This window comes from Microbulbifer magnicolonia (assembly GCF_035117725.1).
Classification (GTDB): Bacteria; Pseudomonadota; Gammaproteobacteria; order Pseudomonadales; family Cellvibrionaceae; genus Microbulbifer; species Microbulbifer magnicolonia.
Genome location: NZ_JAYEFD010000002.1, coordinates 368,040 through 383,126 on the forward strand (window position 1 = coordinate 368,040; position 15,087 = coordinate 383,126).

Genomic DNA, 15,087 nt, shown 5'->3' on the forward strand with positions numbered 1-15,087 from the left:
TTATCAGGTTCGCTTACTGATCCAGCTCGCGCGCCATCTCCGCGGCGCGCTCGGCACAGTCACGCATGGCCTGCTCGACCAGCTCCGGCAGACCGCCGCTCTGGAAGCGCCGTATCGCGCGCTCGGTGGTGCCGTTCGGGGACATGACATTGCGTTTCAGCTGCGCCACGTCCATGTCGCTGGCTGCGGCCAGTTTCGCCGCCCCCAGCGCGGTTTGCAAGGTGAGCCGCTCGGCATCGGCGCGCGGCATACCCGCCTTCTCCGCGGCATCGATCATCGACTCCATGAACTGGAAGTAGTAGGCGGGGCCCGAACCGGACACCGCGATCACCCGATCGATACCGGATTCCTCCCCGACCCAGTGGGCGATGCCCACCGCCTCTGCCATCTGCGTGGCAAGCCGTTTCTGCGCTTCGCTGACACCCTCGCCGGCGAACAGGCCGGTCACGCCGGTGCCGACTAGCGCCGGGGTGTTCGGCATGGCGCGCACTATCGGCACCCCGGCGCCCAGCCAGCGCTGGTAGGCGGACAGCGGGATACCCGCGGCCAGCGTGATCACCAGGGGTTTGCGATCGCTCACCAGCGCGGTGAGCGACTCGCACAGCGCCTTCATCACCTGCGGCTTGACCGACAGCACCAGCACATCGGCCTCCGCCACCGCGCCGGCGTTGTCAGTAGTCACCCGCACGCCGGTGCGCGCGGCAAAGTCCGCGAGCTTCTGCTCGTCGCGGCCCGTCGCGACTATCCGCTCAGCCGGATAGCCACTGGCCACCAGACCGCCGATCACCGCGCCGGCCATATTGCCGGCGCCGCCGATAAACACCATTTTTTCTGCTGCCACTTGCACCTCTAGCGCGTTTGCCTCGATGGATCCGTCGCAAATTATGGATGCCGGGCCGCACAATTAAAAATCTGGCGGCTTTTTACCTGCGCTGGCGCATAAATCCCTGCGAAGCGTTGGCACCGCCATTACCGGCTTCTACTATGAGGCCGCCACTGACAATAACAAGGAATGAAGATGCTCAGATCCAGTCCGCTCCGCTGGCTGGCGCTAACCCTGGGGTTAGGCGCCGCCAGCCTGTCGCTCGCCGCGGTGGAGAACCGCACACTCAACAACGGCAACCTGATCCTGGAGGATATCCCGGCGATTCCGGCGTCACTGGCCGAGGACCTCAACCGCTATCAGAGCGTGCGCTCGGCGGCATTCCAGGGCTGGGTCGAGGGGCGGCAAGGACTCTACGTCTCCACCCGCTTCGGCGAAGTGGACCAGTTGCACCGGGTCGACCGCCCCGGCGGCGCGCGGCACCAGCTGACATTCTTTCGGGAACCCATCGGCCAGATCAGTCCGCGGCCGAATTTCGCCGAAGTGGCCTTCACCATGGACGCGGGCGGCAGCGAGGACACACAGATCTTCCTGTTTGATCCCGCCAGCGGCAGCAGCCGCATGATCACCGACGGCGAGTCGCGCAACGGCGCCCTGCGCTGGAGTGAGGACGGCCGCTTTCTCGCCTACCAGAGCACGCGCCGCAACGGCAAAGCCAACGATCTGTGGATCACACATTTCTCTGACAGCGGACACGCCGCCAGCCTGGCCCTGGAATCGCCGGATGGCAGCTGGTGGGGCCCCGCTGCCTTCAGCGGCGACAACCGCCGGCTGCTGGTGCAGCAGTATATTTCCTCGACCAGCTCACTGGTGCACCTGCTCGACCTGCAGACCGGTGAACTGCAGCCCATCGCCGGCGATATCGACCGCGAGTCGCGCAACTACGCCCTCGGCTTCAGCGCCGGCGACAAAGGCGTCTTCTATGTCAGCGACCGCAGCGGCGAGTTCGCGCAGCTGATCTACCGCGATCTGGAATCCGGCAGCGAGCGGACGATAACCGCCGACATTCCCTGGGATGTCACCGATCTGACACTGAGCGCGGACAAGCGCCGCGCCGCCTTCACCGTCAACGAGAACGGCGTGAGCCAGTTGTATCTGCTCGATCCGCGCAACTTCCGCTTCCGCAAGGTCGACGACCTGCCGATCGGGGTGATCGGCAGGCTGGAGTTCGATGCCGCCGGCGAGCGGCTGGCCCTGTCGATCAACACCCCCAAGACCCCCACCGACACTTTCGTGCTGAACCTGCGCCGCAATCCCCTGAGTGCCCGGAATCTGGAGCGCTGGACCGAGAGTGAAGTGGGCGGACTGGACACCGACAAGTTTGTCGAACCGCAGCTGGTCCACTACCCGACCTTCGACAGTGTAAACGGCGAGCGGCGCGAGATTCCCGCCTTCGTCTACCGCCCGCGCAATGCCAGGGGCCCTGTACCGGTAGTGATCTCCATTCACGGCGGCCCCGAGGCCCAGTACCGCCCCTATTTCAGCAGCACTTACCAGCTGTGGCTGGAAAAACTGGGCGTTGCGGTGATCGCACCCAACGTGCGCGGCTCCGCCGGTTACGGCAAAACCTACGTAGCGCTGGACAACGGTTATAAGCGCGAGGATTCGGTGCGCGATATCGGCGCCCTGCTCGACTGGATCGATAGCCAGCCGGATCTCGACGGCGAGCGCGTGGCGGTATTCGGCGGCAGCTACGGCGGCTATATGGTACTGGCCAGCGCCATGCACTACAGCGAGCGCTTGCGCGCGGCGGTGGACATCGTCGGCATCTCCAATTTCGTCACCTTTCTGACCAATACCCGCGACTACCGCCGCGACCTGCGCCGGGTCGAGTACGGCGACGAGCGCGATCCGGACATGCGCGCCTTCCTGGAGAAGATCAGTCCGAGCAACAATGTGGACAGGATCCGCGTGCCCATTTTCGTCGCCCAGGGGGAGAACGACCCGCGCGTACCGGTCAGCGAGGCCGAGCAGATAGTCGCCGGCCTGCGCAGCGGCGCGCAGCCGGTCTGGTATATGAATGCGCTCAACGAGGGGCACGGTTACCGCAAGAAGGAAAATCGCGACCTGTTTTCCCAGGCCACCGCACTCTTTCTCTCCGAGCACTTACTGGCCGAGCCGGTCGCCAGCTGGAAACTGCCCGCGAACGACACCGCGCGGGCGGCCGGACTGAAGCAGTAGTCGGACTGGAACCCTAGTGGTTCAAGCGGTAAATTCGGTAACTAAAGCTCGCAGCCACAGGCTCCGGTGCAAGGCGAAAAAGCGCAGGACTAGCAGGGCTAATTCAAGCTTTTTCAACGCCGCACCGGGGCCTGTGGCGAAGAGATCGGTTACTGAATTTACCGCTTGGACCACTAGCCGCGCGCGCCGAAGATATCGGTGCCGATGCGCACTATGGTCGCGCCGCTCTCGATGGCCGCCTCCATGTCGCCGGACATACCCATGGACAGCGTGTCCAGCGGCTGGTCCGGCAGGCACCGGCGCAGCCTTTGCAGCAGCTCGGCCATCTGTACGAATGGCCAGCGCTGCGCCTCCGCGGTCTCGCCCGGTGCGGGTATCGCCATCAGGCCGCGCAGCGCGATGTTGGGCAAACGGGCCACCGCGGTGGCCAGGGACTCTACCTCCTCGGGGGCAACGCCGGACTTGCTCTGCTCGCGGTCGATATTGACCTGCAGGCAGATATTCAGCGGCGGCATCTGCCGCGGCCGCTGTGCCGACAGCCGCTGGGCAATTTTCAGCCGGTCGACACCGTGCACCCAGTGAAAGCCCTCGGCCGCAGCGCGGGTCTTGTTCGACTGCAGCGGGCCGATGAAATGCCAGCAGATGTCCAGATCGGCCAGCTGCTCCCGCTTCTCCAGCGCCTCCTGCAGGTAGTTCTCGCCGAAGTGGCGCTGGCCAGCCCCGTAGGCGGCGCGCAGGTCCTCCGCCGGGCGCGTCTTGGAGACCGCCAGCAGCGTCACCGCGGCGGGATCGCGACCGCAGGCATTGCAACATGCGACAATCCGCTCACGCACCGCATTCAGGTTTTCGACGATGGTCCCTTTGCGCATATACTGGACTCTTACCGATTTGCGGGCGATTCTACCCGAGCCCCCACAAGAACCATAAAAGGTAGCGAGAACAATAAGGTAGCAGTATGGATATCACAGAACTCCTCGCCTTCAGCGCCAAACAGAACGCCTCGGACCTGCACCTCTCTGCCGGCCTGCCGCCGATGATCCGCGTCGACGGCGACGTGCGCCGCATCAACCTGCCGCCGATGGAGCACAAGCAGGTGCACGGGCTGATCTACGAGATCATGAACGACAAACAGCGCAAGGACTACGAGGAGTTTCTGGAGACCGACTTCTCCTTCGAGGTGCCCGGCGTGGCCCGCTTCCGCGTCAACGCGTTCAACCACAACCGCGGCGCCGGCGCCGTGTTCCGGACCATTCCCTCCAAGGTGCTGACCATGGAAGACCTGGGCATGGGCCAGGTGTTCAAGCAGATCTCCGATACGCCAAGGGGCCTGGTGCTGGTGACCGGCCCCACCGGTTCCGGTAAGTCCACCACGCTCGCGGCGATGATCGACTACATCAACGACAACAAGTACGAACATATCCTCACCATCGAGGATCCGATCGAATTCGTACACGAATCCAAGAAGTGCCTGGTGAACCAGCGGGAAGTGCACCGCGACACCCACGGCTTCGCCGAGGCCCTGCGATCGGCCCTGCGTGAGGACCCGGACATCATCCTGGTCGGCGAGATGCGGGACCTGGAGACCATCCGCCTGGCCCTGACGGCCGCCGAAACCGGCCACCTGGTATTCGGCACACTGCACACCACCTCCGCCGCCAAGACCATCGACCGGGTGGTGGACGTATTCCCGGCCCAGGAGAAGGCGATGGTGCGCTCCATGCTGTCGGAATCGCTGCAGGCGGTCATCTCGCAGACACTGCTGAAGAAGAACGGCGGCGGCCGCGTCGCGGCCCACGAGATCATGCGCGGCACGCCGGCGATCCGCAACCTGATCCGCGAGGACAAGATCGCGCAGATGTACTCCGCCATCCAGACCGGCGCCAGCGTCGGCATGCAGACCATGGACCAGTGCCTGCAGGACATGGTGGAGAGGCGCATCATCGCGCGCGAGACGGCACGCGAGAAGGCCAAGATGCCGGAGAATTTCTAACACCGGGCACGCGGAGCTTTTTACTCGGAGCACTGAAGGCTCCAGCCCGCCCAGAGAACGCCGAGCTCGAGCTCGGCAACGGGCCGCAGGCCCACCAGCCCCAGCTCGGCCAGCGCACCGAAGGCGCGCCACCGATCCCGGATCAAGTCCGGGATAACGACAAAAACAATTCGCAAAAGGCGAACAGCAAAACGCGGTAACAACAATGGAAATCGAAAGACTGTTGCAACTGGTCGTCGAGAAAGGCGCGTCCGACCTCTTTATCACCGCCGGCGTGCCGCCGTCGATCAAGGTACACGGCCGGGTGGTACCCGCCAGCAGCACCTCGCTGACGCCGGAAAAGGCGCGCGAGCTGGTGGTCGGCATCATGAGCGAGAAGCAGCGGCGCGAATTCGCGGAGAAGAAGGAGCTGAACTTCGCCATTGCCGTGCGCAATACCGGCCGCTTCCGGGTCTCGGCGTTCTTCCAGCGCAACCTGGTGGGCATGGTGCTGCGCCGCATCGAGACCAAGATCCCCACCGTCGACGGCCTCGGCCTGCCGGACGTGCTCAAGGATCTGGCGATGACCAAGCGCGGGCTGATCATTTTCGTCGGCGCCACCGGTACCGGTAAGTCCACGTCGCTGGCGTCGATCATCGGCCACCGCAACGAGAACTCCAAGGGTCACATCATCACCATCGAGGACCCGATCGAATTCGTGCACCAGCACCGCAACTGCATCGTGACCCAGCGCGAGGTGGGGCTGGACACCGAATCCTTCGAGGTGGCCCTGAAGAACACCCTGCGCCAGGCGCCGGACGTGATACTGATCGGTGAGGTGCGCTCGCGCGAGACCATGGATCACGCGATTGCCTTTGCGGAAACCGGCCACCTGTGCCTCTGCACGCTGCACGCCAACAACGCCAACCAGGCACTGGACCGCATCATCCACTTCTTCCCGGCGGACCGCCACGAGCAGCTGTGGATGGACCTGTCGCTGAACCTGAAGGCGATGGTCGCCCAGCAGCTGGTGCCGACCCCGGACGGCGATGGCCGCCGCGCCTGCCTGGAGATCATGATCAACACCCCGCTGATGTCGGACCTGATCCGCAAGGGCGAGGTGCACAAGATGAAGGAGCTGATGGCGCGCTCCAACGAGCAGGGCATGCAGACCTTCGACCAGGCCCTGTACGAACTCTACGACCGCGGCGAGATCACCTACGAGGACGCCCTCGCCCACGCCGACTCCGCCAACGACCTGCGCCTGATGATCAAGCTCAAGTCGGAGTCGGACGCCGAGTACCTGAACAACGCCGCCGGCGAGCTGAGTCTGCAGAACGACTCCGAGTACGGGGACGGCGGACCGCAGCTGTACTGATGCACTCCACCCGGGACGCCGCAACCTTCCGGGTTCGGCATCCCGGGCTGCCGCCAATCCTTCTTTGCGTGAGACTACACTGGCCGGCGGCCGACAGAGTCAGACCAGCTCTTCGAGCAGCGCCCTGACGCTCGGCAACAGGCGCCGACTGACCAGCGGTCGCTCGGCCACACCGTCCAGTTCCACCCGGTAGTTGCCGCAGTCCCGGCTCAGCCCGCTGATGTATTCCACCGCCACCAGCGCGTTGCGATGCACGCGCACGAAGCGCTCGCCGAATTCGCTCTCGAGCTCCTTCAGCGACTCGTCCAGGATCGTCTCGCCGCCGTCGTGGTGGGCGACCACGTATTTGCTGTCGGCGACAAAACAGCGAATGGCGCCGATGTCCAGCAGCTCGACCCCGCGCCGGCTGATGGCCTTGATGCGGCTGCGGCCTGTCTGCGCCTTTTCTTCACGCTCCAGTAACCTGCGCTGCACCCCGCCGAGACGCTGTACCTTGGCAATGGCCTCACCGAGCTGTTCGGCGCTCACCGGTTTCAGCAGATAGCCCACCGCATCGGTGGAAAAGGCCGCGAGCGCGAATTCGTCGTGGGCGGTGCAGAAGATCATGGCCGGTGGATACTCCCTTGCGGCAAGCCGGCGCGCCAGATTCAGGCCGTGATCGCCGGGCATCTCGATATCCAGCAGCACCAGGTCCGGATCCCGCTGCGCCACCTGCGCCAGCGCCGCCTCGGCATCGCCGGCCTCGCCGACCAGTTCGCAGTTGTCCAGCGACTGCAGCTGGCGCGCCAGGCGCGCGCGGGCCAAGGGTTCGTCGTCGACGATAAGGACTCTGAGCGCAGTCATACCGCCGTCTCCTCGCCAAGCTGTTTGCGCACTGCTCCCTCTGTTACCGGTAGCTGTAACTGCACCCGGTAGCGATCGCCGTCGCGGTCGGCCGTAAAGGCAAAGCGGTTGCCGTAGTGGGCCGCGAGGCGCTGGCGGATGTTCTCCATCGCGATGCCATTGCCCGGCTGCCGCCCTTCAGCACCCATCTCGGCAGGTACCGGGTTGTCGATGGCGAGCCGCAGGCGACCACCTTCGTATTTGATCCGCACGGCTATCTCGCCGCCCTCACGCAGCCGCGCCACGCCGTGCAGCACCGCGTTTTCCAGCAGCGGCTGCAGCAGCATGCTCGGCACCTCCGCCTGCTCCAGCCCGCCGTCGACATCCCAGCACTGCCGCAGCCGCTCGCCCAGGCGCAGACTTTCGATTGCCAGATAGCGCTTCGCCAGCGCCACTTCCTGCTGCAGCGGTACCAGGCGGGAGTCGGCGAGACTGGCGCGGAACAGCGCGGACAGGTCCTCCACCAGCCGCTCGGCCCGCTCCGGGTCTATCGCGATCAGGCTGGCGAGGCTGTTCATGCTGTTAAACAGGAAATGCGGGCGAATGCGCGACTGCAGCGCGTCGATGCGCGCGCCCAGCTCCGCCTGCTGCTGGTTGTGCAGCTGCTGCTGCACATAGGCGTAGCGCAACACCACGCCGGCACAGATAGCACCGAGCAGGCAGTCGCGCAGAAAGCGCCAGTAATCGAAGGGCGAATGGGACAGCGCCGCCTGCCACCACTGCTGGGCGCCCATCACCAGCAGCAGCACGGCCAGCACCGCGGCAAAACTGAGACCGCCGGCCAGTTTGTGCGGCAGCTGCGCCAGGCGCGGGCGCAGGCGGCACAGCAGTGCCGCCGAGGGCAGTATCACCCACTGCACCGTCAGGGACACCAGGCCCAGGCGCTCCCAGCTGAACTCCCGCAGCCCGTCCACGGCCAGCACCAGCACCAGCGCCAGCAATTCGCCCATCAGCACCAGCGCCGCCAGCGCCGAGACGCCGCACAGGTCCGGCAGGAAGGGCGTTTTGGCCGGGCGCGCAGAATCCTTGCTTTCTGCGGCAATTTCGCGAATCTGCTGCGCTATAATGCCCGCCGGCCGCGCGGGCGAATGGTCCGACGAATCCTCCAAATTTCTACTGCGGCGGCCCCAGGATGCACCATGACCGGCTTTCCCTCGGTCGGAGTGCTCAGCGTATTGGTCAATACGCTTGCGCGCTCCTCGGTCGGGAAAACCACCCATGGCACTCCCTGAGGCTGCCTCGCTACGAATTTTGGAGGAATCGTCGGACCTGGAAGTCATACCACTTGTTATTCTTGCTTTTCCCGAAGTCAGACCGGGAAGATACCACCATCCGCCCGGGCCTTTCATCCTTCCATTCAGCTGTCAGGGACACCATGAGCAAAGACAATACCTCTTCCAACCCCGCCGCCAAGCTGTGGGGCGGCCGCTTCTCGGAAGCCACCGATGCCTTTGTGGAGCGATTCACCGCCTCGGTGACCTTCGACCAGCGTATGGCGCTGGAGGATATCCAGGGTTCCCTGGCCCACGCGCAGATGCTGTCGGAAGTGGGAGTACTCACCGAAGACGAATTCCGGCAGATCGCCGGCGGCCTCAAGGGCATCGCCGCGGAAATCGAGGCCGGCGAGTTTCCCTGGTCGGTGCAGCTCGAAGATGTGCATATGAATATCGAGGCGCGCCTGACCGACCGCATCGGCGCCACCGGCAAGAAGCTGCACACCGGCCGCTCGCGCAACGACCAGGTGGCCACCGACATCCGCCTGTGGCTGCGCGGCCGCATCGACCGGATTGCCGCCGAGCTGACCCGCCTGCAGAGCGGTCTGGTGGAGCTGGCCGAGCGCGAGGCGGACACCATCATGCCCGGCTTCACCCACCTGCAATCGGCGCAGCCGGTGACGTTCGGCCATCACCTGCTGGCCTGGAACGAAATGTTACAGCGTGATTTCGAGCGTTTGAGAGACTGCCGTGTGCGGGTCAACCGCTCGCCGCTGGGTGCCGCGGCCCTGGCCGGCACCAGCTACCCGATCGACCGCGCGCGCACCGCCGAACTGCTCGGCTTTGACGCGCCGACCGAGAACTCTCTCGACTCGGTCAGCGATCGCGACTTCGCGATCGAATTCTGCGCTTTTGCCGCGTTGCTTCTCACGCATTTGTCCCGCGCAAGCGAAGAGTTGGTGCTCTGGGCCTCGAGTCAGTTCGATTTTATCGATCTGCCCGACCGTTTCTGCACCGGCTCCTCGATCATGCCGCAGAAGAAAAATCCGGACGTGCCGGAACTGGTGCGCGGCAAGACCGGCCGCGTCAATGGCCACCTTGTCGCGCTGCTCACCCTGATGAAGAGCCAGCCGCTCGCCTACAACAAAGACAATCAGGAGGACAAGGAACCGCTGTTCGACGCCGCCGACACCGCGCTCGACTGTCTGCGCGCCTTCGCCGATATGGTGCCGGCCCTGAAAGCCAAGCGGGAAAACATGCTGGCCGCCGCCGGCAAAGGCTTTTCCACGGCCACCGATCTGGCCGACTACCTGGTGCGCAGGGGTGTGGCCTTCCGCGATGCCCACGAGATCGTCGGCCAGTCGGTATCCTTCGCCATCGAGCAGCAGAAGGACCTGGCGGAGCTGACCCTGGCGCAGCTGCGGCAGTTTTCCGATCAGATCGGCGAGGATGTTTTCGAGGTGCTGACGCTGGAAGGCTCCGTCGCCGCCCGCGACCATATCGGCGGTACGGCGCCGAACCAGGTGCGCGCCGCCTGCGTGCGGGCGAGGGAACTGCTCGGCAAACGCTGAGTGTTTTTGTTTTTGTAGGAGCGGCGGGGCGGCCATCCGCCGGTGGCCGCCCCGCCGCTCCTACAGAGAGCTCACTGCTCCAGATTGAGGGAGACCGGCTCGCCCTGCTGTTCGCTCAGCACGCGGTCGAGCAGTGTCGGCAGATCCTCGCCGGTGGTGGTGCACTTCCAGCCAGGGTTCTCGAAGCCGAGGTGATAGCCCCCGGAGCGCGCCGCCACCCACAACTCCTGCACCGCACTCTGGCGCGACAGAATCACCTGGGTGCCATTGTCCTCCAGCGTGATGGTGAGCACCGCGTCGGCACGCTCGTAATCCATATCCCAGTCGCAGTTGTCGAGGGCATCCTCGATCGCGATCAGGGTCTCTTCAATCGCTGCGTTGTAGGCCGCCTGGCTCATAAATCGGTTACTTCTGTTACTGTGTTGCTGGGAGATTTGGCTCGCTATACTAGCAGGCTTTTCCGAATTACCGCTCGAGAATGCCGAGCCGCAGGATACCGCCGATGCCGAAAAAATTTTTCCCCGCCCGCGCCACTGTATTCACACTAACGTTTGTGTTTGCCGCGGGCGCGCTGCTGAGCGGATGCGGACAAAAGGGGCCGCTGTATCTGCCGCAGGATCCGGCCGCCCCGGCGCAGCCCGCCGCCACCCCAATCGCCGCACCCGGCGCCATAGCGCCGGCTGCCACCGATGACGAGGAAGAGCAGGCGCCGGTGCCGACCGGCGAAGCCGCGGATGCCGCGGATGCCGCAGATGCCGAAAGGGAGCCGGAAGCGGAGAAATGAGCGACTTCAACTATCGGGACGGTAGCCTGTGGGCCGAGCAAGTTTCCCTGGAGAAAATCGCCGAACAGTTCGGCACCCCCACCTATGTCTACAGCCGCGCGCACTTCGAGAACCAGTACCTGGCCTATGCGGATGCGCTGGGTGACTACCCGGGGTTGATCTGTTACGCGGTCAAGGCGAACAGCAACCTGGGCATACTGTCGCTGCTGGCACAGCTGGGCGCCGGCTTCGATATCGTCTCCGGTGGCGAGCTCGAGCGGGTACTGTTGGCCGGAGGCGATCCGTCGCGCATCGTGTTTTCCGGCGTGGGCAAGACTGCCGACGAAATGCGCCGCGCGCTGGAGCTGGGCGTACACTGCTTCAACCTGGAATCCGAGGCCGAGATGGCGCGGCTGGAACTGGTGGCCGCCGAGTGTGGAATCACCGCTCCGGTATCCCTGCGCGTCAACCCGGACGTGGACGCCAAGACCCACCCCTATATCTCCACCGGGCTGAAAGAAAACAAATTCGGCATCGCCATCGACGGCGCGGTCGATGTCTACCGCCGCGCGGCGGCTTCGCCGCATCTGCGGGTGATCGGCGTGGACTGCCATATCGGCTCGCAGCTCACCGAGATTGCGCCCTTCCTGGACGCACTGGACCGGCTGCTGATCCTGATCGACCAGCTGGCCGCCGAGGGCATCCAGCTGGAACACCTGGACCTGGGCGGTGGCCTCGGCGTGCGCTACCGGGAAGAAGATCCGCCGCCGGTGGGCGACTACCTGCAAGCCGTCAAGGAGCGTCTCGGCGACCGCCAGCTGGGCCTGGTACTGGAGCCCGGCCGCTCCATTGCCGCCAACGGCGGCCTGCTGCTGACCCGGGTCGAATACCTGAAGCGCGCCGAGGAGCACAACTTCGCCATCGTCGATGCGGCCATGAACGACAACCTGCGCCCGGCCCTCTACCAGGCCTGGCAGGACATAGTGCCGGTCGCGCCGGGCAGCGGCGACAGCGAGATCTGGGATATAGTGGGGCCGGTGTGTGAAACCGGCGACTTCCTCGGCAAACACCGCTCCCTGGCCCTGCAACCGGGCCAGCTGCTGGCCATGCTGTCCGCCGGCGCCTACGGCTTTACCATGAGCTCAAACTACAATAGTCGCCCCCGCGCCGCCGAAGTGCTGGTGGACGGCGACAAGACTTACCTGGTGCGCGCGCGGGAAACCCTGGCGGATCTGGTGCGCGGCGAGAGCCCGGTACCGGAAAAGCGCAAATAATAAGGACATCGACAGCCGGGCCGCGGGCGGCCGGCCACGGGACTAGCCATTGAGAGACGGAATGCGCGTTAAATTCAGCAAAATGCACGGCCTTGGCAACGATTTTGTGATGCTCGACGGCATCAGCCAGCGGATCAAGCTGTCGCCGGAAAAGATCCGCCGCCTCGCGGACCGCCACCTGGGTATCGGCTGCGATCAGGTGCTGGTGGTGGAGTCCCCGCGCAATCCCGATGCCGACTTCCGCTACCGTATCTACAACGCCGACGGCGGCGAGGTGGAGAACTGCGGCAACGGCGCCCGCTGTTTCGCCAAGTTCGTGCGCGAGCGGCGGCTGACCGCCAAGAAGCAGCTGCTGGTGGAGACCGCCGCCGGCATGCTGCAGCTGAACGTGATCGACAACGACCGGGTCAGCGTCGACATGGGAGCGCCGATCCTGGAGCCGGAACAGATTCCGTTCGCCGCCGATATCCGCGCCGAGACCTATCCGCTGGAGGTGGACGGCGAGGTCTACACCATCGGCGCCGTGTCCATGGGCAACCCCCACGCGGTGCTGCTGGTGGACGATGTCGACAGCGCGCCGGTAGCTACCCTGGGCCCCAAAATCGAAAACCACACGCGCTTCCCGCAGCGGGTCAATGTGGGCTTCCTGCAGATAGAGTCCCGCGAGCGCGCGCGCCTGCGGGTGTTCGAGCGCGGCGTCGGCGAGACGCGCGCCTGTGGCACCGGCGCCTGCGCCGCGATGGTGTCGGCGCGGCTGCGCGACCTGGTGGACGATCACGTCGAAATCGCGCTGCCCGGCGGCACCCTGACAATCCACTGGAGCGGACCGGGACAGCCGGTTACCATGACCGGGCCCGCGACCACCGTGTACCAGGGGCAGATAGTCCTCTAACCAGCGACCAGACCAGAATAATGACGGAACAAAGCGACGCCTCTCGGGCGCCCGAAGACATCACCGCCGGCGACGACAGGGAAGAACAGCGCAACAGGAAGCTGCTGGCGCGCCAGGTGGCCCGCTACCTGATCCAGAACCCGGACTTCTTCGCCGATCACCTGGAACTGCTGGAGACGATCAAAGTCCCGCGCGAAAACGGCAAGACGGTGTCGCTGATGCACCATCAGACCCACCTGCTGCGCGAGCGCAATATCGAGATGCGCCAGCGACTCGATCAGCTGTTGCACAACGCCCGCGATAACGACCAGCTGTTCCTGCACAGCCGCCGCCTGATACTGGCGCTGCTGGAGGCCCAGAGTGTCGGCGAGGCCGCGCAAGCGCTCTACCAGAGCTTCGCCGACGACTTCCATGTCGAATTCACCAGCCTGACCCTGTTTGGGCCGCTGCCCCAGGGCCGCGCGGGTATCAATGGCCGCGGCGCTGCCGGCGAGCTGCGCACCAGCTCGCGCACCGCCGCGGAGACCGCGATCGGCTCAATACTGCGCAACGGCCGCACCGTCTGCGGCGTACTGCGCCCGGCGGAGAAGGAATACCTGTTCGGCGCTGATGGGGACAAGATCGGTTCCGCCGCCGTGGTGCCGCTGGCCAACCAGCTGGGCGTGCTCGCCGTCGGCGCCGCCGACCCCCAGTACTACCGCTCCAGCCTCGGCACCCTGTTCCTGTCCTATATCGGCGAGGTGCTCGAGCGCCTGCTGCCCCGCCTGCTCGAGCCCTGAGGCGCAGCCGCAAGCAATGGAACTGGCCGCCGCCATCGCCTTTTACCTGCAACAGCTGCAGAGCGAAAAGCAACTGTCCCGCCACACCCTCGATGCCTACCGCCGCGACCTGGCCAAGCTGCAGCAGCTAGCCGAGTCGGAGGGCGTTGCGCGTATCGATGAACTGCGGGAAATGCCGCTGCGCGGCTGGCTGGCGCAGCTGCATCGCGGTGGACTGGGCGCCAAGAGCCTGCAGCGCTGGCTGTCGGCGGTGCGCGGTCTGTGCAACTGCGGCCTGCAGGAGCGCTGGCTCAAGGCCAACCCGGCCGAAGGCCTGCGCACACCCAAGGGAGAGAAGCGGCTGCCGAAGCTGCTGGATGTCGATGCCGCCGCCGACTTTGTATCCTGCCCTGAAGATGGCGGCGGCGATGACACCCTGGCGCTGCGCGATCGCGCAATACTGGAGCTCTTCTACAGCAGCGGCCTGCGCCTGTCGGAACTGACATCGCTGAACTGGCGCGATCTGGATCTGCGCGCCGGCGATGTGCGCGTGACCGGTAAAGGCGGCAAGAGCCGGCAGCTGCCGGTGGGCCGCAAGGCGATAGAGGCCCTGCAGGCCTGGCGCCGAACCGCGCCGCCCGGCGCAGACGATGCGGTATTCACCACCCTCAAGGGCCGCCGCCTGGGCAATCGCGCCGTGCAGGCCCGTCTCGCACACTGGGCGCGCGCCAGCGGCGCCGAACAGCGGGTGCACCCGCATATGCTGCGCCACTCTTTCGCCAGCCATATGCTGGAGTCCAGTGGTGACCTGCGCGCGGTGCAGGAACTGCTCGGCCACGCGGACATCAGCACGACGCAGATTTATACCCACCTGGATTTCCAGCACCTGGCGCGCGTTTACGACAGCGCCCACCCGCGGGCCAAGGGCAAGAAGTAGCCCCGCGCGGGAATCACAGATGGTGCTGTGGGAGGGCGAACCTCGTGTTCGCCCCTAAAGGTCACACGGCGGAAAAATCTTAAATAGGTCGGCTGCCGTACTTGGGCTGCGGTTTGCGTGGCGGGTCGGCGGTGACTTCCGGATCGATTTCGCTGATGGCTCCGCCGCGGGCGAGAAAGGCGTCCACATCGGCGCTCAGTTGACTCCTGGCCCGCTGTCGGGAGGTGATACTGCGTTCCTCGGCAAATTCTTCACTGTCCTTGCCGCGAGCGCTACTGCTCTGCTCTTCGTAACCGTCTTTCATAACTGAAACCCTGTAACTGCTACTCCTGTTACAGAGGAAGTACCCCTGTGCCGCTCCCGTTCAGGGCGCTGGCGAGAATCA

15 protein-coding genes are annotated in these 15,087 nt (G+C 65.1%); 9 read left to right on the plus strand and 6 right to left on the minus strand.

The genetic code is table 11. The features are described from left to right. Positions 1-13 precede the first annotated feature (13 nt). Positions 14-841, minus strand: a complete 828-nt coding sequence (gene proC, locus RRF64_RS10860; protein ID WP_323845906.1) for a pyrroline-5-carboxylate reductase — start codon at positions 839-841, stop codon at positions 14-16. Positions 842-1,018: 177 nt separating this feature from the next. On the opposite strand from proC, the gene RRF64_RS10865 reads away from it, so the two are divergent. Continuing rightward, complete coding sequence (locus tag RRF64_RS10865; RefSeq protein ID WP_323845907.1) at positions 1,019-3,064, plus strand: S9 family peptidase; 2,046 nt, start codon at positions 1,019-1,021, stop codon at positions 3,062-3,064. A gap of 173 nt (positions 3,065-3,237) precedes the next feature. Here RRF64_RS10865 and RRF64_RS10870 read toward each other — a convergent pair whose 3' ends face one another. After that, positions 3,238-3,933: a YggS family pyridoxal phosphate-dependent enzyme gene (locus RRF64_RS10870; protein ID WP_323845908.1), complete on the minus strand. Its 696-nt coding sequence runs from the start codon at positions 3,931-3,933 to the stop codon at positions 3,238-3,240. A gap of 86 nt (positions 3,934-4,019) precedes the next feature. On the opposite strand from RRF64_RS10870, the gene RRF64_RS10875 reads away from it, so the two are divergent. Both RRF64_RS10875 and RRF64_RS10880 read left to right on the plus strand, forming a co-directional pair. Continuing rightward, positions 4,020-5,054, plus strand: coding sequence for a type IV pilus twitching motility protein PilT (locus RRF64_RS10875; protein WP_323845909.1), 1,035 nt, complete (start codon positions 4,020-4,022; stop codon positions 5,052-5,054). A gap of 205 nt (positions 5,055-5,259) precedes the next feature. Next, on the plus strand, positions 5,260-6,411 hold the full coding sequence (locus RRF64_RS10880; RefSeq protein WP_323845910.1) for a PilT/PilU family type 4a pilus ATPase: 1,152 nt from the start codon (positions 5,260-5,262) through the stop codon (positions 6,409-6,411). Between the two features lie 99 nt (positions 6,412-6,510). On the opposite strand, the gene RRF64_RS10885 is transcribed toward RRF64_RS10880, so the two are convergent. After that, positions 6,511-7,254, minus strand: a complete 744-nt coding sequence (locus tag RRF64_RS10885; protein ID WP_323845911.1) for a LytR/AlgR family response regulator transcription factor — start codon at positions 7,252-7,254, stop codon at positions 6,511-6,513. Beyond that, positions 7,251-8,402 (minus strand): sensor histidine kinase, encoded by a 1,152-nt coding sequence (locus RRF64_RS10890; RefSeq protein ID WP_323845912.1) that lies wholly within the window; start codon positions 8,400-8,402, stop codon positions 7,251-7,253. Before RRF64_RS10890 ends, RRF64_RS10885 begins: the two co-directional genes overlap by 4 nt. 266 nt (positions 8,403-8,668) lie before the next feature. On the opposite strand from RRF64_RS10890, the gene argH reads away from it, so the two are divergent. After that, on the plus strand, positions 8,669-10,078 hold the full coding sequence (gene argH, locus RRF64_RS10895) for an argininosuccinate lyase (RefSeq protein WP_323845913.1): 1,410 nt from the start codon (positions 8,669-8,671) through the stop codon (positions 10,076-10,078). A gap of 71 nt (positions 10,079-10,149) precedes the next feature. On the opposite strand, the gene cyaY is transcribed toward argH, so the two are convergent. After that, entirely contained in the window at positions 10,150-10,476 is a 327-nt protein-coding gene (gene cyaY, locus RRF64_RS10900) for an iron donor protein CyaY (protein WP_323845914.1), read from the minus strand. Positions 10,477-10,580: 104 nt separating this feature from the next. On the opposite strand from cyaY, the gene lptM reads away from it, so the two are divergent. The 5 genes from lptM to xerC all read left to right on the plus strand — a co-directional run bounded on the left by lptM (position 10,581) and on the right by xerC (position 14,702). Further along, positions 10,581-10,862 (plus strand): LPS translocon maturation chaperone LptM, encoded by a 282-nt coding sequence (gene lptM, locus RRF64_RS10905; protein ID WP_323845915.1) that lies wholly within the window; start codon positions 10,581-10,583, stop codon positions 10,860-10,862. Continuing rightward, positions 10,859-12,115: a diaminopimelate decarboxylase gene (lysA, locus tag RRF64_RS10910; RefSeq protein WP_323845916.1), complete on the plus strand. Its 1,257-nt coding sequence runs from the start codon at positions 10,859-10,861 to the stop codon at positions 12,113-12,115. Before lptM ends, lysA begins: the two co-directional genes overlap by 4 nt. Before the next feature lie 61 nt (positions 12,116-12,176). Beyond that, on the plus strand, positions 12,177-13,007 hold the full coding sequence (gene dapF, locus RRF64_RS10915) for a diaminopimelate epimerase (RefSeq protein ID WP_323845917.1): 831 nt from the start codon (positions 12,177-12,179) through the stop codon (positions 13,005-13,007). 20 nt (positions 13,008-13,027) lie between these two features. After that, positions 13,028-13,786 carry a DUF484 family protein gene (locus RRF64_RS10920; protein ID WP_323845918.1) on the plus strand — a complete coding sequence of 253 codons (759 nt, stop codon included), beginning with the start codon at positions 13,028-13,030 and terminating at the stop codon, positions 13,784-13,786. Positions 13,787-13,802: 16 nt separating this feature from the next. Beyond that, on the plus strand, positions 13,803-14,702 hold the full coding sequence (xerC, locus tag RRF64_RS10925; RefSeq protein WP_323845919.1) for a tyrosine recombinase XerC: 900 nt from the start codon (positions 13,803-13,805) through the stop codon (positions 14,700-14,702). A 79-nt stretch (positions 14,703-14,781) separates the two neighbouring features. On the opposite strand, the gene RRF64_RS10930 is transcribed toward xerC, so the two are convergent. After that, positions 14,782-15,006 (minus strand): hypothetical protein, encoded by a 225-nt coding sequence (locus tag RRF64_RS10930; protein ID WP_323845920.1) that lies wholly within the window; start codon positions 15,004-15,006, stop codon positions 14,782-14,784. Positions 15,007-15,087 lie beyond the last annotated feature (81 nt).